Source organism: Pseudomonas sp. 8Z (assembly GCF_902506535.1).
Taxonomy (GTDB): domain Bacteria; phylum Pseudomonadota; class Gammaproteobacteria; order Pseudomonadales; family Pseudomonadaceae; genus Aquipseudomonas.
In genome coordinates, this window is the sequence record NZ_LR733827.1 from 862,521 (window position 1) to 880,103 (window position 17,583).

21 protein-coding genes are annotated in these 17,583 nt (G+C 62.9%); 1 reads left to right on the top strand and 20 read right to left on the bottom strand.

The features are described 5' to 3' along the window. Nucleotides 1–54: 54 nt before the first annotated feature. Genes AERO9A_RS16760 through AERO9A_RS16800 form a run of 9 tightly spaced genes read right to left on the bottom strand, consistent with a single transcriptional unit; the run spans nucleotide 55 to nucleotide 9,157 of the window. Nucleotides 55–585: a hypothetical protein gene (locus AERO9A_RS16760; RefSeq protein ID WP_159973059.1), complete on the bottom strand. Its 531-nt coding sequence runs from the start codon at nucleotides 583–585 to the stop codon at nucleotides 55–57. A gap of 10 nt (nucleotides 586–595) precedes the next feature. Then, nucleotides 596–2,338, bottom strand: a complete 1,743-nt coding sequence (locus AERO9A_RS16765; protein ID WP_159973060.1) for a hypothetical protein — start codon at nucleotides 2,336–2,338, stop codon at nucleotides 596–598. Next, nucleotides 2,335–3,012, bottom strand: coding sequence for a YmfQ family protein (locus AERO9A_RS16770; RefSeq protein ID WP_159973061.1), 678 nt, complete (start codon nucleotides 3,010–3,012; stop codon nucleotides 2,335–2,337). The genes AERO9A_RS16765 and AERO9A_RS16770 overlap by 4 nt, the downstream gene beginning before the upstream one ends. Next, complete coding sequence (locus AERO9A_RS16775) at nucleotides 3,003–4,049, bottom strand: baseplate J/gp47 family protein (protein ID WP_218580146.1); 1,047 nt, start codon at nucleotides 4,047–4,049, stop codon at nucleotides 3,003–3,005. Before AERO9A_RS16775 ends, AERO9A_RS16770 begins: the two co-directional genes overlap by 10 nt. Before the next feature lie 11 nt (nucleotides 4,050–4,060). Then, complete coding sequence (locus AERO9A_RS16780; protein WP_159973063.1) at nucleotides 4,061–4,507, bottom strand: phage GP46 family protein; 447 nt, start codon at nucleotides 4,505–4,507, stop codon at nucleotides 4,061–4,063. Then, nucleotides 4,507–5,052, bottom strand: a complete 546-nt coding sequence (locus tag AERO9A_RS16785; RefSeq protein WP_159973064.1) for a phage baseplate assembly protein V — start codon at nucleotides 5,050–5,052, stop codon at nucleotides 4,507–4,509. The genes AERO9A_RS16780 and AERO9A_RS16785 overlap by 1 nt, the downstream gene beginning before the upstream one ends. Then, a complete protein-coding gene (locus AERO9A_RS16790; protein ID WP_159973065.1) occupies nucleotides 5,039–6,076 on the bottom strand; it encodes a phage baseplate assembly protein in 1,038 nt (345 codons plus the stop codon). The genes AERO9A_RS16785 and AERO9A_RS16790 overlap by 14 nt, the downstream gene beginning before the upstream one ends. After that, nucleotides 6,069–7,295 (bottom strand): DNA circularization protein, encoded by a 1,227-nt coding sequence (locus tag AERO9A_RS16795; protein ID WP_159973066.1) that lies wholly within the window; start codon nucleotides 7,293–7,295, stop codon nucleotides 6,069–6,071. The genes AERO9A_RS16790 and AERO9A_RS16795 overlap by 8 nt, the downstream gene beginning before the upstream one ends. An 11-nt stretch (nucleotides 7,296–7,306) precedes the next feature. Then, nucleotides 7,307–9,157 (bottom strand): phage tail tape measure protein, encoded by a 1,851-nt coding sequence (locus tag AERO9A_RS16800; RefSeq protein ID WP_159973067.1) that lies wholly within the window; start codon nucleotides 9,155–9,157, stop codon nucleotides 7,307–7,309. On the opposite strand from AERO9A_RS16800, the gene AERO9A_RS16805 reads away from it, so the two are divergent. Continuing rightward, entirely contained in the window at nucleotides 9,156–9,422 is a 267-nt protein-coding gene (locus tag AERO9A_RS16805; RefSeq protein ID WP_159973068.1) for a hypothetical protein, read from the top strand. The two genes, AERO9A_RS16800 and AERO9A_RS16805, sit on opposite strands and share 2 nt — an antisense overlap. Before the next feature lie 165 nt (nucleotides 9,423–9,587). On the opposite strand, the gene AERO9A_RS16810 is transcribed toward AERO9A_RS16805, so the two are convergent. The 11 genes from AERO9A_RS16810 to AERO9A_RS16860 all read right to left on the bottom strand — a co-directional run bounded on the left by AERO9A_RS16810 (nucleotide 9,588) and on the right by AERO9A_RS16860 (nucleotide 17,583). Further along, nucleotides 9,588–9,875, bottom strand: a complete 288-nt coding sequence (locus tag AERO9A_RS16810) for a phage tail assembly protein (protein WP_159973069.1) — start codon at nucleotides 9,873–9,875, stop codon at nucleotides 9,588–9,590. Continuing rightward, entirely contained in the window at nucleotides 9,875–10,240 is a 366-nt protein-coding gene (locus AERO9A_RS16815; RefSeq protein WP_159973070.1) for a phage tail tube protein, read from the bottom strand. Before AERO9A_RS16815 ends, AERO9A_RS16810 begins: the two co-directional genes overlap by 1 nt. Before the next feature lie 8 nt (nucleotides 10,241–10,248). After that, entirely contained in the window at nucleotides 10,249–11,721 is a 1,473-nt protein-coding gene (locus AERO9A_RS16820; protein ID WP_218580147.1) for a phage tail sheath subtilisin-like domain-containing protein, read from the bottom strand. Beyond that, the gene (locus AERO9A_RS16825; RefSeq protein ID WP_159973071.1) at nucleotides 11,721–11,903 is read right to left on the bottom strand and encodes a DUF2635 domain-containing protein; all 183 of its coding nucleotides are present in this window, start codon (nucleotides 11,901–11,903) and stop codon (nucleotides 11,721–11,723) included. Before AERO9A_RS16825 ends, AERO9A_RS16820 begins: the two co-directional genes overlap by 1 nt. A 9-nt stretch (nucleotides 11,904–11,912) precedes the next feature. After that, on the bottom strand, nucleotides 11,913–12,482 hold the full coding sequence (locus AERO9A_RS16830; protein ID WP_159973072.1) for a hypothetical protein: 570 nt from the start codon (nucleotides 12,480–12,482) through the stop codon (nucleotides 11,913–11,915). Further along, entirely contained in the window at nucleotides 12,436–13,068 is a 633-nt protein-coding gene (locus AERO9A_RS16835; RefSeq protein WP_159973073.1) for a phage tail protein, read from the bottom strand. The genes AERO9A_RS16830 and AERO9A_RS16835 overlap by 47 nt, the downstream gene beginning before the upstream one ends. An 8-nt stretch (nucleotides 13,069–13,076) precedes the next feature. Continuing rightward, the gene (locus tag AERO9A_RS16840) at nucleotides 13,077–13,436 is read right to left on the bottom strand and encodes a hypothetical protein (protein WP_159973074.1); all 360 of its coding nucleotides are present in this window, start codon (nucleotides 13,434–13,436) and stop codon (nucleotides 13,077–13,079) included. Between the two features lie 10 nt (nucleotides 13,437–13,446). Next, nucleotides 13,447–13,782: a DUF2190 family protein gene (locus AERO9A_RS16845; RefSeq protein ID WP_159973075.1), complete on the bottom strand. Its 336-nt coding sequence runs from the start codon at nucleotides 13,780–13,782 to the stop codon at nucleotides 13,447–13,449. 69 nt (nucleotides 13,783–13,851) lie between these two features. Further along, nucleotides 13,852–15,915 (bottom strand): ClpP-like prohead protease/major capsid protein fusion protein, encoded by a 2,064-nt coding sequence (locus tag AERO9A_RS16850; protein WP_159973076.1) that lies wholly within the window; start codon nucleotides 15,913–15,915, stop codon nucleotides 13,852–13,854. Next, a complete protein-coding gene (locus AERO9A_RS16855) occupies nucleotides 15,899–17,377 on the bottom strand; it encodes a phage portal protein (protein WP_159973077.1) in 1,479 nt (492 codons plus the stop codon). The genes AERO9A_RS16850 and AERO9A_RS16855 overlap by 17 nt, the downstream gene beginning before the upstream one ends. Next, nucleotides 17,374–17,583 (bottom strand): hypothetical protein, encoded by a 210-nt coding sequence (locus tag AERO9A_RS16860; RefSeq protein WP_159973078.1) that lies wholly within the window; start codon nucleotides 17,581–17,583, stop codon nucleotides 17,374–17,376. The genes AERO9A_RS16855 and AERO9A_RS16860 overlap by 4 nt, the downstream gene beginning before the upstream one ends.

Here is a 17,583-nt window from a genome sequence, read left to right on the forward strand (position 1 = left end):
CATGAAAAAAACCAGTGACAGCATCGTAGAACATGGTCATATATCTATCCTTCATTAAACGCCAAACGAGAACCACAAGACAGAAAATGTGCCGGTCGCATCGGTAGGGCTGATAGTGATGGTACCGAGAGTTGGCGAGTGCACGGCAAACGATCCTTTTGAACTAACGCCCCCTGAAAATGCCGCGGAACCCCACTGGGCAAATCCTTTGTTAAATACCGTGCAGGCAATCGGTAGCGTGACTGTCAGCGGACTTCCACCTGTAATAGAGGCAACTCCAAACTGAAAAATAAGCTCTCGACGAGATCCGGTTGCTTTGTCCTTGAATGGAATCTTCACGTAGTCGTTCGTGGCGATGCCACCCGCCCCAAGGCTAATCGTGGACAAAGCCTGGATTGCGCCGAGTAGCTGCCCAAAGTCCCCCTTCACCAGCTCAATCCCAGCGGCTTCGACAACCTCCGCGATGTTTCCTTGAACATCGTTCAGCCAATCGGCTGTAACTGTGGTCGCCGGTACACCGCCAGCAGGGCTGCCCTCGGTAAATTGGTTACCGGCTGCAGCCGACGGCACATCAATTCTATGCATCTTGTAGCTCCTATAGGCGATCGCCAAAAAATTGCAGGTGCATGCGCTGCGGGTCGAAGTCGCCCCATGTTGAGTCCCCTGTTTTACGCCTGACCTCAATAAATTCACCACCCGTAGTACTACCGGTGTGGACGACTTTTATAGGGTCGGTGTTGTTCAGGTTGGTTATGCCACCGCCAACACTGCGTGACTTACCGGCCGGCATCGAGTAGGCCCACTGCACAGTGAACCGACCCACCGCGGTTTTGAGCACTCCGCCAATGTTCGAGGACTTGGAAATAATCGTGCATTGAGCGCCCACGGCTATGGAACTAGCGTCAAACACAACCCAGCCTAAGGCTGCCGATTGCCCTTTATCGGGATAGGTGATTTGAGGCTGCATACCAGCACTGGCCGGGATCACGCTCCCGTTTGCATTGTTCTTGACGTGATTTGCAGCACCGTTAGTCAACGAGTTCCGAACGTTAAGCGTGCCTGTCCAGGTTGAACCCAATGTCACCAGAGAACCAACGACTCCGTTAGATGAGCCCGTAATAGTGTCAATGCTCACCGAGCCAGCGCCGCTTGAAACCACGCAGTCCGCACAGGCCTCAAAATGAAGCCCCCGCCCAACGAATGTGTCGTTGACCAGACTGATACCGACAGGCAACTGGTAAGGTGTTGCTGCACCTGGTGGAGATCCCGCGATAGTTGCCCCATCCACAGATAAGACAAAACCACCAACTAGGCTCACTTGGTTGATACGGATTCCAGCGGCTGGGGTAGTGCCCATCCCTCCCGCAAAAATCTCTACATCCTTGAGCGGTACATACGCCGCGCCACCATAGCCACTGCTGTATTCCATCCCGTACTTGTTGAAGTTCATCAACAGTACCCGCTCAAGTCCGCAGGTTTCTTGCATGGCCACTGTGTAGATGCAGCGACCGTCTGGCCCGCCCTGAGCGCGCATGTCGAGCCATAGGTCGACCAGTCGGCTGCCGAACATGCTGGATGTTCCGTTGTTACCATCAATCATGCAGTCGTCGACGAATCCATCCAGCGCCTGAATGATGGTGCCTCGACCGTTCGCACCATGGATTGCCACGCGGTTGGGCTGAACTATTTTTCTTGAGATTCCAATCTTCCCCCGAGGGAGATTGATACGCATACCTTGTGCGCCACTCACTGCCAGCGAAGCTTCGCCAACGGCATCCTCCAATGCATTTGCGTAGTCCTGACCATTGGCCACGATTCCGAACTGCTCACCATCAATAAAGTGGTCGCGGTATAGCCTCACCCACCGACCTACGGGTACTCCAGTAACCTGAAAGACCGTGCCGTTGTTGTCGCCAATATTGCTGGTTGCGTCCCACACGAGCTGTCCGCCACCAACGCCATAGGTATTGACGCTATAGCTGGCGAGCATGGCGGTATCGCCGTCATAGCGTCCAGGAACTGCCCTTGCAACAGATACATCTCTAAACCACAGGACGGATCGGCCGAGAACGTAAGCGCCCTTCAGAGGATCAACCTCAGACTCAAGATCCTGCTGGTACAGCTTCAACCCCTCAACATCGGTCTGTAGCTGAGGAACATTGCCCAAGGCATCACCATGCTGGGCCAGAAACTCCGCAAGGCTTGGTAGTGGCCCTGATTCCGTCGGAATCAATGTTCCGGCCGGGTCGTTAGCGAACCGGCGGATGATCTCGGATCCGCTCTCGGCCTTTTCAGCAGCAGCTACATAGCGATCATTGATGTCGGCTGGCAGGCTCATACTGACTCCAAATTAGAGGGCAGCGTATAGTTCGCTGCGAAGAACAATTGATCTGCGGACTGGTAGATGCCTTCTGCTTCAGCGGCACCATAGCCCGTAAGCAAGATGGTTTGGGCTGGCTTAAGCTGGTTTAGCTTGCACTCCAAAACATCGTTGCCCCACGACTGCAAAGACTCGCCAGCCGCAGAGCGGCCCGCGCGGAACGAAATCACCGTGGTCTCCGGAGCATTGACCCGCCAGGCATAGACCCAGTCGCCATTGGTCAGCGGATCACCGGCCGCAGAGCGGCCCGCGCGAAACGGACGGAACTCGCTGATGGTCACGTCGAAGCCGAGCGAAAGGCCTACGCCCAGAAAGAACGCCACCGACTGGCCACCAGTAGCAAAGAGCTTGGCCACCAAGGCGTTACGGCGCCCTTGCAGGGTGGTTTCCAGCGCGCCTGAACATTTGTCCGGCAGCCCCAGGGCGGCCTCCCAGCGATCCAGTATCTCGTGAGTCGTCGAGGGATCAATCTCCCGATCCAAGTCGTCAGCACGACGATGGGCACGGGCCAAGACCTCACCGAAGGCTCGCAGCAAACGCTGCAACTGGCTGGCCGGATCGGTAGTCCAGGCGAGCCCCGGTGGCAGCAGTTGACCGAGCTGCCGGCCGTAGTCTTCTCCGTTCACAGCCATGTAATGCTCCCAAATACCGCCATCTCTCCGGCAGCGTGGACAACATTGGCAACCGGCGACTGCAGCACGTGATCGGTCTCGCCGACAGTGGTGCTAATGGCCTCAGCAATATGCGTACGTAGGATGGTGCCGCCGGGCTCTGCCTCACGGCGGAGCAGATCCTGCAGGGCGCTGGCCACTAGAGCGCGAAGAGCCGCTGTATCTGGCGTGAGCTGTATCTCGAAATTGAGCGGCACCGCGATCGGGGGAACTACAAAGACCTCGGCCGTCACGGGACGCTTGACGTTTATATAGGCGAGCACCGTATCCAGAACTGGTGCAGTTGGGATCAGGTCGGCTTCATTATCAGTGACCACCCGCACGACCACCGTATTGGCGCCCTGCTCCAGCGGCGAGACCCAAGCTCGAGTTACAGCGGCGTGCCCCTCCAGCGCCCAGGTCTCATAGTCCGCCGCACTGCCACCCATCGGCGGCTGACGCAGGCGCGACAGGACGCGGGCGCGCAACGCATCCAGACTCTCCTGATCAGCACCACCAGTCAGCCCACTGCCGGCTACGGTCAGGGTAGAACTGATACCAACAACTGGGCTAAGCAGGGTCAGCTTGGCTCCGACTGGCAGGTTGCCAGCCGCGCCAAAAACTTGCGCTTCGACCGGCACAGTGCCAGTCGTGCCAGTCAGAGTCAGGTCGACCGTTGTGGCGTATTCGGTGCCGTCACTGTATTGCAGGCGGGTACCGGCACTCAGCACCGCACCGACGCTGCCGGTCACGGTCAGCGGCCCAGCGGCCGCATTAGCGTCCAGGTACCAGTACCCGAGTAGCGTCGCCCAACGCTCTACGCCCTCAGCTTCGGCCCTATCATCCGGAAGGAAGTTTCGCTCGCGGGCCTGAATGTTAGCGTGCAGCCCCTGGGCCGCACCCGCTATGGCATGCCCGAGCACGCCGGTGACGGTGCGCCTAGTGCGGGCGTCGCTGCCCGGGAGGAAGGTTTCGATATCGGCCGCAGCTTGGTCTCGCAGCTCGACCAGAGTTGGCATTATGAAGGTCATCAGAGTGCGTCCCAGATGAATTCGTATTGAAAGTTTTCGATGTTGCCATCAAGCTTATGGATCGCCACGGACAGCCCGAGCATGCCGCGCCGCGGTACGCTGGCGGTTACATCGACGCGGGCGGCGATGCCATCCTTGATCATCCAGGCCAGTCCTTCCTCAGCGTACTCACGAGCACGCCGCACGGTTTCGGGTAGTTCCTTCTCGCGGCCGAGCAGCCAGAGGCGCGACCCGAGTTGATCGCCCGGCACCACTGCCCAGGCGTCCCCCCAGAAACCACGGCGGTCTCGCCCACCTTCGGGCAATTGGTCATCTGCCCGGGCTCGACGATCGGACATCAGGCTGATGATGGTGGCAGTCAGCAGGCTGTCATCAGTCGCCAGGTCGCCGCCCTCGAAAACCAGGTCGGCGCCGGAATCAGTCCACGCAAGCGCAAGGTCGCCCATCAGCCACCTCCCGCTATTGGAGCGCCACTCTGGCCCGACCCCGGCTGCACATTGCGATGTGGGTGCTGGATCAGGCTGACGTTTGCTGCCACGACATCCTGTTGCGCAACGATCTGGCCGGTCTGGGTGATGAGGGGAGTCTCGAAATTCACCGAGTCCGCCGCCTTGATGTTGAGCGTATGCGTCTCGACTTCGATGACCCGGCCACGCTTGAGATGGATCTTGTCCTTCTCGTCGGTGTAGATGGCCACCTCGCCGCCTTGCATGCCGGTGAGGCGGTAGCGGCGATCACCGCAGGAGACCACCACGCTGTGCGCACGGTGACCACCAACCGCCAGCACCAGGGCCTCGGCACCGCCCAGGGGATGGGCACTGAATCCATAGGGCTGCCAGTGCTCGACGTCGTCCAGCACTTCGTCGGCCATGACCCGCACCTGCAGCGCCTGCATCTTGGCTGCATCGTTGACCAGCATCACCACGCCCCGGGCAACTACGCTGGCCAGGCCACGCCGCAGGGGGCGCAGCAGCCGTTCAATTCCACGCATCGGTTGTCTCCGGCTCAGGTTGGCGGATAAGGTCAAAGGCTTCGCGCGGCATGACGGTCGCGCTTACGCGCTCGCCCTGATCATCGAGCGAGTAGCCGACATCGGTGATGAGTCGCTCGGCGCCGCGCAGGTATTGGTAGGCGTCATCGACAGCTACCAGCAGATTGGGCCGCCAGAGTTTTCCCGAACGCTGGCGGGCACCGCTGAGCAGGTAGGTGATTGCCTGCGACCGCCCCCAGCGCACATTCCGCTCCCACTCGACACGGTCACGGGCGCCCTGCGCATCGAGCGGCCCTTCGGCGATCACGGTCAGCGGTCGGTGACGCTTCACACGGTTGTCGCTGGCCGACGCCAGTACGCTGGTGGACTCACCGAAGTTAAAGTCACTGCCCTGTGTCTGCCCCTTCAGGGTGTACTTGCTGAAAACGTCGCGGCGGTCACGGCGGCCGTTGGCGGTGAGAATGTTCTCGCCGAGCACCAGGCGATCATCTGCCCTTCCGACGCCGGCACGAGTGATCACCAGGTTGCCGCGACCATCAGTAATCAGCATTACGCCGCGAATGCGCGCAGCCTGATCCAGCATCTCGAAGACAGTCTCGCCATCGGTCGGCTTCAGGCTTTTGAATGGAGCGTTGGCACCGGCCTCGTCGACCACACCAATGCCATAGGGCTTGAGCAGCTCACGAGCGACATCCGCCAGGCTGCGGCCAATCCACTGCGTGGGCGGAGCCGAGCAATCCACCAGGTCGCCCGTCTTGTCGCGCCCGGTCACCGTGACCGAGTGCGACTGCGAGTCATAGGTCGGATCCACCGAATCGATGTAGCCGGTAATCAGCACCTCGCCGTCATAGTGCAGGGCGCAGGGTTCGCCCTCCGGGATTTCTCGGCGGGTCGCCTGCCCTGGCCAACGCTCGGTGAGCTGCAGAGTGAACCCACCGGCAAGCTGTTGAATCCCAACGTTGACCTGGTAGCCCTTCCATCCGCCCCACTCAGTACGCCCGACCTCGAGCACGACTTCAGGCATTCTTGAGCACCTCCAGCACCTGGCCACCCGGCACGAAGCCCGGATGCTTGATCTTGTTGCGGGCAATGATGTCGCTGGCTCTGCTCGCATCACCATAGAGCCTATGAGCGATGAGCAAGGCTGGCTGCGTATCCAACAACTGGTATTCAGCCAGCGGCGCCAGAGAAGCCGATCTGCGGTTCATATCTGCGACCACGGCCGCACAAAGAGCAGCCAGGCTGCGGTAACGCTCCGGGCGAGCGGCGAGCTGTAGGCGATCCAACTCGATCACAAGCTGGTCTCGAACTTGCACTGCATCGTCACGGCTTTCAAAAACGACGCCTGGCGCAACCTGACCGTCTGGAGTCACCGGCCGCCCCGTGGCCAGCCGCGATGCCTCGACAGCGGCGGCACGTTCAATCAAGCGATATACGGCCTGCTGATTGTTTGCGACCTGCATGCGTCCGGGAGTGCTGTACCCTTGCGGCACTGGCACCTTGGGTCGGCTTCCCAAGTTGAACAATGACATCTGCGCCTTGAGCGCCGAGATTGGGTCGGTGCCTGACCCAAGCCCCCTAACCAGTCCCAGCAGGCTTGCGGCGAGATTGCCGGGCGCCAGGATAAGCTGCGCCAGGCTGCCCGTCAGCCGGTTATAGAGGCCGGATAGCTGGGCGCCTCCGCCCATGACCCCGCCAGCCTGATATACCCAAGCGGTAGCTTCCTGCAACATGGTGACTGCCTCTTCACCAACGAAACTGGCGTAGTCGGCCACATTCCAATCCTGCGCGAACTCTTCCACCGCTTCTTGTTGTACAAGGTCGGCCCTAGCATTTACCTCAACGCCAGGAACCGGACTCCCGTCGGGGCGGGGTTCCTCGCCCGCTTCGGCGAAGGTTTGGGTAATCCGTGCCAGGCCGCCCTCACGGGTGGACTCGACCACCCGGTACTCGCCGTAGGTGATCACCTGCAGCTCGCCGCGATAAGGATGCATCAGCGTGCCGGGGCCAGCCCCTTCGAGCGCCTCGATCAACTTGTCGCGCGCAGCCATGTAGTCCGCGCCGATCACGTACATGTCGAGCACGTACTGCCGCGCCTTGCGGCCCATGTCCTGGGTCGACGGCAAATCGCGCAGCGGGAATTCGTCGAGGATCGAGCGGCGACCGCCGGACTGATCGGAACCTTCTATGTAAAACGGAACGCCACGGAACGATCCGGGGCGCATCTCATCTCGCCAGGCCATTACTCACCTCTTCACGGGCCCATCATGGCTCCGCTGTAAACGTCGATATCGACCTGCCCTTTCTTTTCGACGGACTGGACGCGGGCGCGCCCCTCGGAGTCGACCTTGATGTTGATGGTGCCCCCGACCTCGGCCGCCATCTGCTCGGCCATCTTGTTGTTAGCGATGGCCTGGCGGGCTTCTTCGCTGAATGGCGAAAGTGCGTAGGCGACTGCCTCGCCGATGGCTTCGCCAATGGCCTGGCCGGTCTTGGTACCGAGTGCCCCCTGGTCGGTGAGCAGGTTGTCACTGATCAATGTGCCGACACCGTAGCCAGCGGCGCCGGCTGCACCCACCGCCCCAGCGCTGGTAGCCAGGGCACCTGCCCCAAAGGACGGCAGCGCACTCAGCGAGGAGCCACCCAACAGGGCCGCCGTGGTGCGCAGCTTGCCGAATATCTTGGGGGCCTTGCCCATGGCCTGGGCCAGGTCTGCCGCACCTCCTAGCGCCCCCGCCATGCCAGTGTCTGGCATGTTGGTCACGAATACCGGAGTGACACCCGTAGCAGCTTCGATGGCTTTGCCCTTGGCGATGCCGGCGGCGTCACCACCCACGCCCTTGAGGGCCTTCAGCATCTTCATGCCGGAGCCGGTGCCTTTGGCGATCTGGTACGCGCCATAGGCAAGGCCACCAGCAGCCGCAGCCAAGCCGGCGTAGGAGGCACCCTGCGCGAGCATTTCGTTCTGCTGGGCCGCTTCACCGAGCGCGCCTGTCCACTCGTTGGTCTTGGCAATCAGCGCCGTGAGCGGATCAAGCGCTGGGGTGAACAACGTCGCGATAGTGGACTTGCCCGTACCCTTGAGGCTTTCCAGCTGGGCATTGAAGCCCTTCATGCGCTCTTCCATCTTCTGCTGAAGTGGCAGCGCCTTAGCCATCTGCTCGACGATATCCTGATAGCTGCCCGCTCCCTCCCGCATCAGGTTGAGCGCAACCCGGGCGCCCTCGTCGCCGAACAGCTTGTTCAGCTTCGCCAGCCGGTCTGCCTCACCCAACCCGCCCAGCTTCTGCTTCAGGGTGTCGATGATCTCGGTGGTGGACTTCAGGTTGCCGTTGGCATCCTTCAGCGCATCGATCTTCACCGCCTGGCGGAAGAACGCTGCGATGCTCGTGCCAGCCGAGGAACCCTGGATACCGCCCTGCGCCAGGGTACCCACCAGGGCAAACAACTCGTCGGTGTCCCGCCCCAAAGAGGCCATCGGTCCGGCTGCATATTTGGCCGCTTCGACGATCTCCGCAGCGCCCGTGGTCGATGCCGAGGACGCGGCGGCGATGGAGTTGGACAGGTTCATGAAGCCGTCGGCAGCCACATTGAACGGTGTGGCGATACCGATCAGGCCTTTGCCGGTCTGCGCTGCGTCCATGCCCTCATACGCGGCAAGCGCGGCAGCGGCAGCCGCTGCGCCCTGCTTGCCCACGATCTGCGAAACCTTGGCGCCGGATTTGATCAGCTCCTTTTCCAGGTTGACGATCTGCGCCTGGTCGAATGGCGTGTAGGACTGAACCTGGAAGGCCGTCGATGAGATGTCGCTCATCGCCTTGGCCATCTCATCGGCGCCGTCGACAGCGCCCATCAGCTCAGTCTTGACCCCCAGCAGACTCTCCTGCAGGTCAGCCGCCGCATTGATGCCAGGCTTGATCTTGTTGGCCATGTACAGTCCGACCGCCGCCTGGGCGAACGAGCCGGTCATGTCCGCGAAGTGTTTCTTGACCTCTTGACTGGCCAGACCGAGGCCCTGAACATCCCGTTTGGTCTTATTGATCAACCCCCCGGTCTGATCCTTGGCACCCAGGGTCATCGCCAACTTGAGGCTTTCTGTCGTCATGGGATTCGCTCTGTTGATTCTGCTTATCGTCGCCCTGGCCATTCCGGCGGCGGCACGCGGCAACCGCCCAGCCACCACGCTGTTGTGGTTAGGGGGGTCGTTCCTGTGGTTGATGGGCGCGCTAGCGATGTCGCTGGTATGCGCCCTTATGCTTGGAATGGCGGGCCTGGGCGATGACTACCTGGCTCCAGTCGGCCTTGGGGTCGGGGGGACAGTTATGGCCCTGGTTACCATCGCGGGTTACCGAGCAGGCTCATCGAGCTGACACCAGCCTCCGCCAGATCAAGCTAGCTGCCCGACCTGGACAAAAGAGCCGTGCAGTAGAACTCAAGCTCCTCCAGGGAAAGCCCGCGGATTTCCGCGAGCGTCCACCCTGTTTTCACGCCGAGGAGCAGGAACTTGGCCATGAGCGGTTCCATCGCCTTGGCCTTCACTTTCCCTGTTTCTGCACCTCTTCCGACTTGTCGATGAGGATTTTGATGTCCTCGGGGTGCAGCTTGCGCAGCTCATCCAGCCCCAGTGCCCCTTCCAGCGTGCCGAGCCGCACGACCTTCAAGCCAGCCAGCAGAGCGTTGTAGGTCATGGGCTGGCGGTGCGGGTTCACCTCCAGCTCAGCGTCGAACATATCGCCGGCCAGGTGGGCGCGCATCTCGAACTCCTTGTGGAGCTCCTCGCCCACCTTGAGGCCGTGCTTCAGGGTTCCCTTGACCTTGACCATTACACCAACTCCGCAGGTTGACCGATCAGCTTGATAGGAACCTTGCCGCCGTCACCGCCCTCGGTCATTTTGGGCGGTACCGAGGAGAACGCCTGGCGGACGGAGTAGGTCTGCCCGCTGTCGCACTCGAAGGTCACGGTGGCATCGACGATGCGGTTATGCAGGCCGACAGGATCATCACCCGCCGCGATGGCCACCTCGCAGTCGATGGTCGCCGGGGTGATGGAACCGCTGAAGCCATGCACCTCGTTGCTGCCCACCACGGGCTGGCGATCCTCGCCGCCCGCCTCCAGGCTGGCACCCTTGAGGGTGCGCAGCGTTTGCCCATCCACACGGATGTAGGCCTTTCCAAACATTCGCGCCATAGGGCACCTCAGACGATGAATGCGGCCTTCATGGCCATGATGTTGAAGCCGTTGACCAGGTTCGGTCGGCCGTGGACGTTGAGGCGGTTCGGATCGTTCTCGTCGATCCAGACCAGCAGGCTCTCCGCGTAGTCGTCGTAGTTGCTCACCAGGCCAGCCCACTCCAGCTCACGGTAGAGAGCCAGCAGCTCGGCGCGCACTACCTTGGGCGTGACGATTGGCTGGCCCGGCGCGTAGCGGGTGCCATCCGGCGCGAGCTTGCAGCGCGGAAACTTCTGCGTGATACGCACACGGTTGGCATAGCGGAAGTAGCCCAGGGTCGCCGGGGTGGTGACGTCCAGGTAACTCGGGTCAGGCAGGCCGGCGGCGTTGTCCTGGTAAGTGGTGATCTGCCGCTCGATCAGCACCTTGCCTTCGCGGTCGACGGTGTGGGTGCTGATGCCGTCGTAGAGCAGCAGGTTGCGCTCCTCCAGCGTCCACTGTTTCTCCTTCGGCGCCGGCAGCAGGCCAGGCAGGGGCAGCGTCTTCAGCGGCCGCGCCGGGTCGTTGTTCAGCGCCTGGGTCGCCACGATGGCATCGACGGCGGCCCACAGGTAGGGCGGCGTCAGCGCCTCGTTACAGCCCATGACCGTCAGCAACTGGTTGTTATGCAGGTTGCCGAATGTGCCGGTCGAGGCGTGCGTGCCGCGGAACGCGGCGTAGGCCAGGCCATCCAGCGCGCGCAGCGGCCCCCAACGGTCGAGCAGCTCCTGCTTCAGCACCGCCAGGTTGGCAGCGTCGGTGTAGGGCATGGCGACGGCGTTCCACCATTCGTCACCCATCACCGCGATGGCCTCGCCTACATCCGGGTTGCCACTGCCGCCGGTGGGCTGAACCACGGTCAGAGCCAGGCCCGGCGGCAGTACCTCACCCACGTAGTAGTTGGCCTGCACATGAATCGTGTTGCCCGTCTCGCCCTTCCAGCGGCAAGTCAGGTCAACCTTGGCGTCGTCCACACCATTGACCGCTGCGATCAGGGGCTGGCGGGTGTTGGCGTTGATACCGGCGACGATGGCGGCAGCCAGCTCGGCAGGGGTCTTGCCGGCCTGGATGCCGATCTGCAGGCGCTCGCCTGCGATGTACAGCGCGAGCGTCCCGGCCGAGGTGGCAGCAGCAGCCACCGTGATAGAGCCAGCCGCAGCCGCGCCGGCTGCCAGTTCCTGCTGACCGATGGCCCACACTTCGAGGAAGCTGTTGGCCTTGCGCGCGTAGCGCAGCATCTCGGCCAGCATCGAACCGCGGCCAAACAGCGCCTCGCCCTGGTTCTCGCTGGTGATGCGGTGCGCGGTCAGGGGCTCGACGGAAGCCGTCGGCAGCATCTGGCCGATGACCAGCAACTTGTACAGCAGCCCAGGCGTACCGGTAACGGCGCCCGAGTTGTCGAACTCGATGGCGACAATCGGAACCCGGATGTTGTCGGGGATATCGTTGAAGGCGCCCATCAGCGCTCACCTCTCTTCTGTCGGGTTTTGGGTTTTTCGCTGATCAGCTCGACGATGACATCGCCATCTTCGCGCCGCCGGCGCCAGTAGCTGCTCAGCGGCTCGACAATGCCGGCGGCTGGCAATAGGGTTCCGTCCGGCTGGCGAACACGTCGCTCCGGCGCGGGCTTGATGCGGTACATGGGGTGCTCCTACTGTGGGAGGTGAATCTCATCCACAAGCTCAGGCGTGGAAGGCCCACCGAGCTGCACGCGGACGTTGCAGACCTCGAACGGGTTCACGCCCTGCTCGCCTGGCGGGACCTCGGGTTCCTCCTCCAGATAAACCACCTGCTCCCAGGTGACCGACCAGGACTCGTAACCCTTGGCACCCGGTCTGAACTCCGCCGCTCCCGCCGAAATGGCCGTGGGCGCATCGACGTATGCCAGACCCCAGGTATTGCGGCGCACCAACCTGACAACCTCGGCGGCAAACTGGCGGCACTCCACCTCGACGCGCGGCGTCTCGTTGGAAAGCATGCAGTGCAGCGCGAAGCGGCAACTGATGGCGGTCTCGCCGTCACCGATATCGGCGCCTTCGTCGAAGCCTTCCAGGTCGAGCAAGGCGGCCGGCGTGTTAACGCTGCCGCCCTGCACCGTGGCGGTGTATTCAGCCACGGTATCCAACTGAGGAAGCCGTGCTCGGACTGCCTCCACAATGGCGTCATGCAAGGCTTTAAGCTCGGCGCCGACGTGGCCGGAAGGGCTCGACGTTGAGGGCATAGTTCAGTTCCTGTCGGAGGATCTGTTGATAACGCTGGCGGGCGCCGGCCCGGTGCCGGGCGAAGACCGCCGCGGCAGCCTCATAGACCGGCACCTTCATCAGCTCCAGAGGGAAGCGGCCAGCGAGCTCCTCGTTGCGCAGCATCCGCCGCGTTGCAGCGGTAGAGCCCTTGCCACGCACCTTTCGCCGCCACACCTTCTGCTCGGCCCGACCGCTGTTACCGAAGTCAGCAGCGGCCAGGAACGCGCTCTCGAAGCGGTGCCCCAGGCCAACCGAGACACCGGCACGGGTCTGCCGAGCACGCCCGACACGGTGCGCTTCCATCGGGTCCAGGCCGAACCAGACGTTGGCATAGAGCGACTTCTCCAGCACGGTGATACGCGCCCGTGGCTTCAATGCCTTTTGGTTGATGCCCGTGGCCTGCTGAATCTCACGCATGATCTGCCGGAAGTACCACTGCGCCGTTTTGCGTAGCGCTCGGCGCACCGCCTTGCGGGCAACCTCAGCACGGTTGTCGATCCAATCGACGTAGACCGAGGTGATGTCGGAAACGTCGAGGTTCAGGCTAAGGCCTTGCTGGCTCATGGTTCACCTCAACGCCAGGTGGTGCCCGGAGCCGGATCGCCGGCTTGCGCCGGCACCAGGTCAAGCCGAGTCATCCCGCCGCCATCCGGCAGCACATCCTCAACCCGGTACCGGCCTTCCGGAACGGTGAGCATATGCCCCTTGCCGATGCCGACCAGATGCGGGGTCTCCGCCACAAAACAGGGCTTCTCCAGCGGGATTATCAGGCCAGGCGCCGAGCGCTCGGGGCGGTTCAGCTCCTGCAGGCCCGTGGGGTGCTCGAACAGGCCGAGCACCTCGCGGCCGCCGTCGAACACTGCCAGCACCTGGCCCACGCGTTCCAGCGCCCGGCGGTTGACCCGGGCGACTCGATCATGGAAAGACCGCATCACCGGTCACCTAGGCGGTGGCTTTCGGGAGCAGGCGCACCTTGACGGTATCCGTGCCTGCACCGGCAGCCTCGACCACGTAGCCGACGGCAGGGTTGTCGGTGGCGTCGCTGGTGATGAACAGGGTGTTATCGGCATAGGCCGTATCACCTACGCCCAGGTTGTCGGCGGTGACCTTGTCCAGCTCCCACACTTCCTCGGTGGCGATCTGGAACTCGGTATTGGCCGGCGCGCTGTCGAGCACCACGCCGATGATGGCGCCCTTCTGGAACAGGCTGCCGGCGGTAACGGCGGCAGTGTGAACCATGGTCAACACCGAGCCTTTCTGCACTTTGTTCTTGGCCATGACAGGCCTCCTTCGATCTGGATGGGGAAACGAAAAGCCCCGCGAGGCAGGGCTGATCAGAGGGGCCTATCAGGCGCCGGGGTTCTTCTGCATGGTGCGGAAGTCCAGCGGGGCCGCGGTGGCGTCGATGCGCACCTTGAACTCTACGCCGTCGATACCCCAGCCGGTCTGTTGCTCCATGGTCGGCTGCGCTACGCCGTCGAGGAAGTTGACCTCGATGGTGTCGTAGGCCATACCGGCCAGCACGTACCAGGCGGTAGCCGATACCAGGTCCAGTTCGGCGTCGGTGATCACTTCGGCCATGTTGCGGATCGGGTTGGGCGCCTTGGCTGCCAGATCCACATCCGGGTTGTACTCGGCACCCAGGATGGTGGTGAACAGGTCTTCCAGGGCGACCGGCGCCAGGATGAAGCCTGGGCGGATGTTCAGCACCGACTTGGCCGAGTCCACCTGCTTACGCATGGCAGAGCGCGCCGCACTCAGGGCGGCGGCAGACGGTGCCGCACCGGTCAGCAGGTTGTTGTGGTCGGCATGGAACAGCGCCTTGCCATCGGCCATCTTCGGGTTGCCAGTGAGAATGGCGAACACCAACTTGTTGACGGTGCGCATGGCCGCCGCGCCCATCTTCTGCGGCAGGCGGGTGAAGGCGCGCAAGTCATCGTTGATGATGGCCTGGCGGGTGATGCTGAACAGCTTGCCGTAGGTGGCCAGTTGCACGCGCTCACCACGCTCGCCAACGGTGGCGTACTTGTACTCGCCGCCCTCGGGTACCTTGTCCAGGGTCGGGAAACCTTCCAGGTCGAGGCGCTCTGCGGCCTTGAAGTCGGTCAGCTCGCCGATGCTGCAGAACTTCTGGAAGCTGGTCTCTGCCTCCTCGTAGCCCTTGAGCATGGACTTGTTGGCGACGTTGCCGAGCAGGCGGCCGAAGTCGCCGGAGGTGTGGGTGAAGGCCTGACCGACCATGTTCATCTTGTCCAGGCCGCCGGTGGCGATGTTGTGGCTGGCCAGCATGGCGCGCGCCATCTCGCCCAGGGTGAAGCCGCGCAGACCGTTGCCCTCGGTGGCCTTGGCCAGGCCCAGGCGGGCCAGCAGCGCGTTCTCGGCGTCGGCCATCAGGCGGTCGGTGCTGCTGAACACCTGGATGCTGACGGTCTTGTCGCTCGGCTGCGAGCTGGAACCCAGCGCGGCCAGCAGCTTCTCGGCAGCAGCGGCCGGGGTGCAGTTGATATCGTCCTGGCACTGACGCAGCAGATCGCCATGGGCGCTGGCAAAGGTGCCGAAGCGCTCGGCGATTTGGCTGCGGCGAGTGCCGTCCTGAGCCAGGATCTGCGCACGCACAGCGGCGTCATCCTGGGGTGCGGCGGCAACCGGCGCTGCAGGCGCAGCAGGGTTTGCCGGAGCGGGGGTCGGTTGAGCCGGGGCCGAGGGTTGGTTGCCTTGGGCGCGCGGCTGCATCAGTGCTTTGACTGCATCGGGCATGTTGGAATACTCCGTGTAACGGTTGGAAGTGAGAGCAGCGGCCGCGGCAAGCGGCTCCAGCAGTTCATCGGCGAAGCCGGCCTCGACAGCCTCTTTGCCGGTGAGCCAGGTGTCGGGCTTGAGCAGCGGAGTGATCTCCTCCGCCGTCTTGCCTGTCTTGCGGCTGTAGGCAGCCACCAGGTTCTTTTCGTTGCGGTCGAGAAAATCGGCGTACTCGCGCATGTCGTCCGCGTCGCCGATCTGCCCGCCCCAGGGCTTGTGGATCATCATCCAGGCGTTCTCGGGCATGGACAGGCGGGTGCAGGCCATGGCCACTACCGAGGCCATCGAGCAGGCCACTCCATCGACGTAGCCGTGCAGTTCGCCGGGCAGGCCGCGCAGCAGGTTGTAGATGACGAAGCCGTCCATCACATCGCCGCCGTAGGAGTGAATGCGCAGGTCAACGCGCTTGGCATCGAAGGCGCCCTTGGCGCGCAGCTCCTCGGAAAACTGGCGTGCGGTGATGCCCCAGGCACCGATGTCGTCGTAGATTTTGATCTCCACCACGCCACCACCAAGGGCATTGATGCTGTACCAGGATTCAGCCGGCGCAGCGGTGGGCGCAGCAGCGCTGGCCCGAGGGGCGATCAGCCCCAGGCTATGACTTTTGTTCATTGGGTTTCTCCGGCTTGAGCGGTTCCTTCACCGCAGAGCTAGTGGAGAACACCAGCCCTTCGGCGCGGTTCTCGCGCTCGTCTTGGACGATCTGTTGCTTGATGGCATCCGGATTCTTGCCGCGGGCCCGGATGATGTTCTGCGTGCTCTCGAAGCCCGCTTTGCGCAGTTCGCGATTGGCCGCCGCTTCCTTGAGTGGGTCGATCCAGATCATGGCCGGCGCCTGGTAGCTGGCATCGAGGATGCTGGCCCAGTCGATTCCAGCGGGTACCTTCACCAGGCCTGCGGTGATCGCCATCTGAGCGAACTGCCGATAGGTCGGGCGCACGAAGCGCGAGATCCACAGCGCCGAAAGCACCTGGTAACCCTGGTAGCCCTCGACCAGTTCCTGCCGCTGCGAGCTGTAGCTGCCCTCGTAGAGCTTGGCCAGGCTGCTGAAAGTGGTGCCAGTACCGGCGGCCACCGCACGCAGCATGGCGTCGCGGAACGGCTGCAGCAGAACCGAGGGGCGGTTGCTCTCGATGGTGCCGATATCCTCGCCGGGCTTCAGGTCATCGATGACCATGCCGGGCGCCATCTGGATCAGCCGCGGCTTGCTGCCGTCGCCGCCTTCGTAGTCGCCCTCCTTCTTGATGTAGGCGGCCAGCACCGCCGACACCCGGGCAGCAACCCGTTCCGACTCCTCGTATTCCTTCAGGTCGTTCAGGCGCACCAGGACGTTGGCAAACACACTGACGCCGCGCGCCTGGTGCAGCCGCTTGACCAGCTTGGCGTGGATCATGCGATCCGCCGGCACCGTCTTCAGGTCACGCGTCGATTGCCAGCGGCCCTCGCCCGGGTGCGTCTTGTAGACCTTGAAGGCCTTGGGCTTGCCCCAGGCATCGCGCTGGATGCCCTGGACGATGTTGTCCGCCGGACGATCCAGGTCGGTCGGCACGAAGTCAGGCTCTAGCAGCTCGATGCTGAAGGGCACGGCGCTGCTGTGCGTGAGCCCTGGCACGCGACCGGACAGCAGTTGGCTGAAAACCTCGCCATCACGGAACAGCGTGCGACCGGCCAGGTGCTGGGTCTGGATCCAGTCCAGTTCGCCAGTCACCTCGGGGGCCAGCCCCCAGCGCTGCCAGAGCTGGCCCAGCTCCCAGGCCAGATCGGTGGCAAACGTGCCATCGAGCATCATGGGCTGCGGCTCGACCACGATGCCGTTGGGGCCTATCGCGTACTTCACCAGGGTGTCGAGCACGCCGCTGGCCAGGTCATGGCTCTCGTCCAAGTAGCGGGCCTGCTCGCGCAGCGACACGCTTGCGCCACCAGCCTGCAGCGTGCCGCTGCCGGAGACGCGCTTGGCGGCATGGGTTCGGGTCGGCTTCGCTGCCTCGTAGGCCTGCAGGGCCAGCTTGGCCCGGGCACGAGACAGCCCCCACTGTGGCGCCACCGCGCCAATGGTTCGCTCGAGCCAGTTCATTGCGTGAAGCTCGCCAGGGAGAAGAGGCTGCCGCCATTGGTGCGCGTGCGAATACGCCGCTCCCATTCCTGCCGGCCGGCGCGGATCTCCTTGAGGTTCTCGTGGCCGATCTGGCGGCCCATGAAGGTGATGGTCTTGCCTTCGAGAATCTCGGCCTCGGCTTCCATGTAGAGGGCAACCATCTCCTCAGGGGTCTTGTTAGCCAT

Bases quoted from the DNA above. Each gene is read 5' to 3' on its own strand.
- AERO9A_RS16855 (WP_159973077.1), bottom strand. From the start codon at position 17,377: ATGAACTGGCTCGAGCGAACCATTGGCGCGGTGGCGCCACAGTGGGGG.
- AERO9A_RS16850 (WP_159973076.1), bottom strand. From the start codon at position 15,915: ATGAACAAAAGTCATAGCCTGGGGCTGATCGCCCCTCGGGCCAGCGCT.
- AERO9A_RS16800 (WP_159973067.1), bottom strand. From the start codon at position 9,157: ATGACGACAGAAAGCCTCAAGTTGGCGATGACCCTGGGTGCCAAGGAT.
- AERO9A_RS16780 (WP_159973063.1), bottom strand. From the start codon at position 4,507: ATGGGCGACCTTGCGCTTGCGTGGACTGATTCCGGCGCCGACCTGGTT.
- AERO9A_RS16830 (WP_159973072.1), bottom strand. From the start codon at position 12,482: ATGCCCTCAACGTCGAGCCCTTCCGGCCACGTCGGCGCCGAGCTTAAA.
- AERO9A_RS16805 (WP_159973068.1), top strand. From the start codon at position 9,156: ATGGGATTCGCTCTGTTGATTCTGCTTATCGTCGCCCTGGCCATTCCG.
- AERO9A_RS16795 (WP_159973066.1), bottom strand. From the start codon at position 7,295: ATGGCCTGGCGAGATGAGATGCGCCCCGGATCGTTCCGTGGCGTTCCG.
- AERO9A_RS16825 (WP_159973071.1), bottom strand. From the start codon at position 11,903: ATGTACCGCATCAAGCCCGCGCCGGAGCGACGTGTTCGCCAGCCGGAC.
- AERO9A_RS16845 (WP_159973075.1), bottom strand. From the start codon at position 13,782: ATGGCCAAGAACAAAGTGCAGAAAGGCTCGGTGTTGACCATGGTTCAC.
- AERO9A_RS16835 (WP_159973073.1), bottom strand. From the start codon at position 13,068: ATGAGCCAGCAAGGCCTTAGCCTGAACCTCGACGTTTCCGACATCACC.
- AERO9A_RS16860 (WP_159973078.1), bottom strand. From the start codon at position 17,583: ATGGCTAACAAGACCCCTGAGGAGATGGTTGCCCTCTACATGGAAGCC.
- AERO9A_RS16760 (WP_159973059.1), bottom strand. From the start codon at position 585: ATGCATAGAATTGATGTGCCGTCGGCTGCAGCCGGTAACCAATTTACC.
- AERO9A_RS16785 (WP_159973064.1), bottom strand. From the start codon at position 5,052: ATGCGTGGAATTGAACGGCTGCTGCGCCCCCTGCGGCGTGGCCTGGCC.
- AERO9A_RS16765 (WP_159973060.1), bottom strand. From the start codon at position 2,338: ATGAGCCTGCCAGCCGACATCAATGATCGCTATGTAGCTGCTGCTGAA.
- AERO9A_RS16775 (WP_218580146.1), bottom strand. From the start codon at position 4,049: ATGCCAACTCTGGTCGAGCTGCGAGACCAAGCTGCGGCCGATATCGAA.
- AERO9A_RS16840 (WP_159973074.1), bottom strand. From the start codon at position 13,436: ATGCGGTCTTTCCATGATCGAGTCGCCCGGGTCAACCGCCGGGCGCTG.
- AERO9A_RS16790 (WP_159973065.1), bottom strand. From the start codon at position 6,076: ATGCCTGAAGTCGTGCTCGAGGTCGGGCGTACTGAGTGGGGCGGATGG.
- AERO9A_RS16770 (WP_159973061.1), bottom strand. From the start codon at position 3,012: ATGGCTGTGAACGGAGAAGACTACGGCCGGCAGCTCGGTCAACTGCTG.
- AERO9A_RS16810 (WP_159973069.1), bottom strand. From the start codon at position 9,875: ATGGTCAAGGTCAAGGGAACCCTGAAGCACGGCCTCAAGGTGGGCGAG.
- AERO9A_RS16815 (WP_159973070.1), bottom strand. From the start codon at position 10,240: ATGGCGCGAATGTTTGGAAAGGCCTACATCCGTGTGGATGGGCAAACG.
- AERO9A_RS16820 (WP_218580147.1), bottom strand. From the start codon at position 11,721: ATGGGCGCCTTCAACGATATCCCCGACAACATCCGGGTTCCGATTGTC.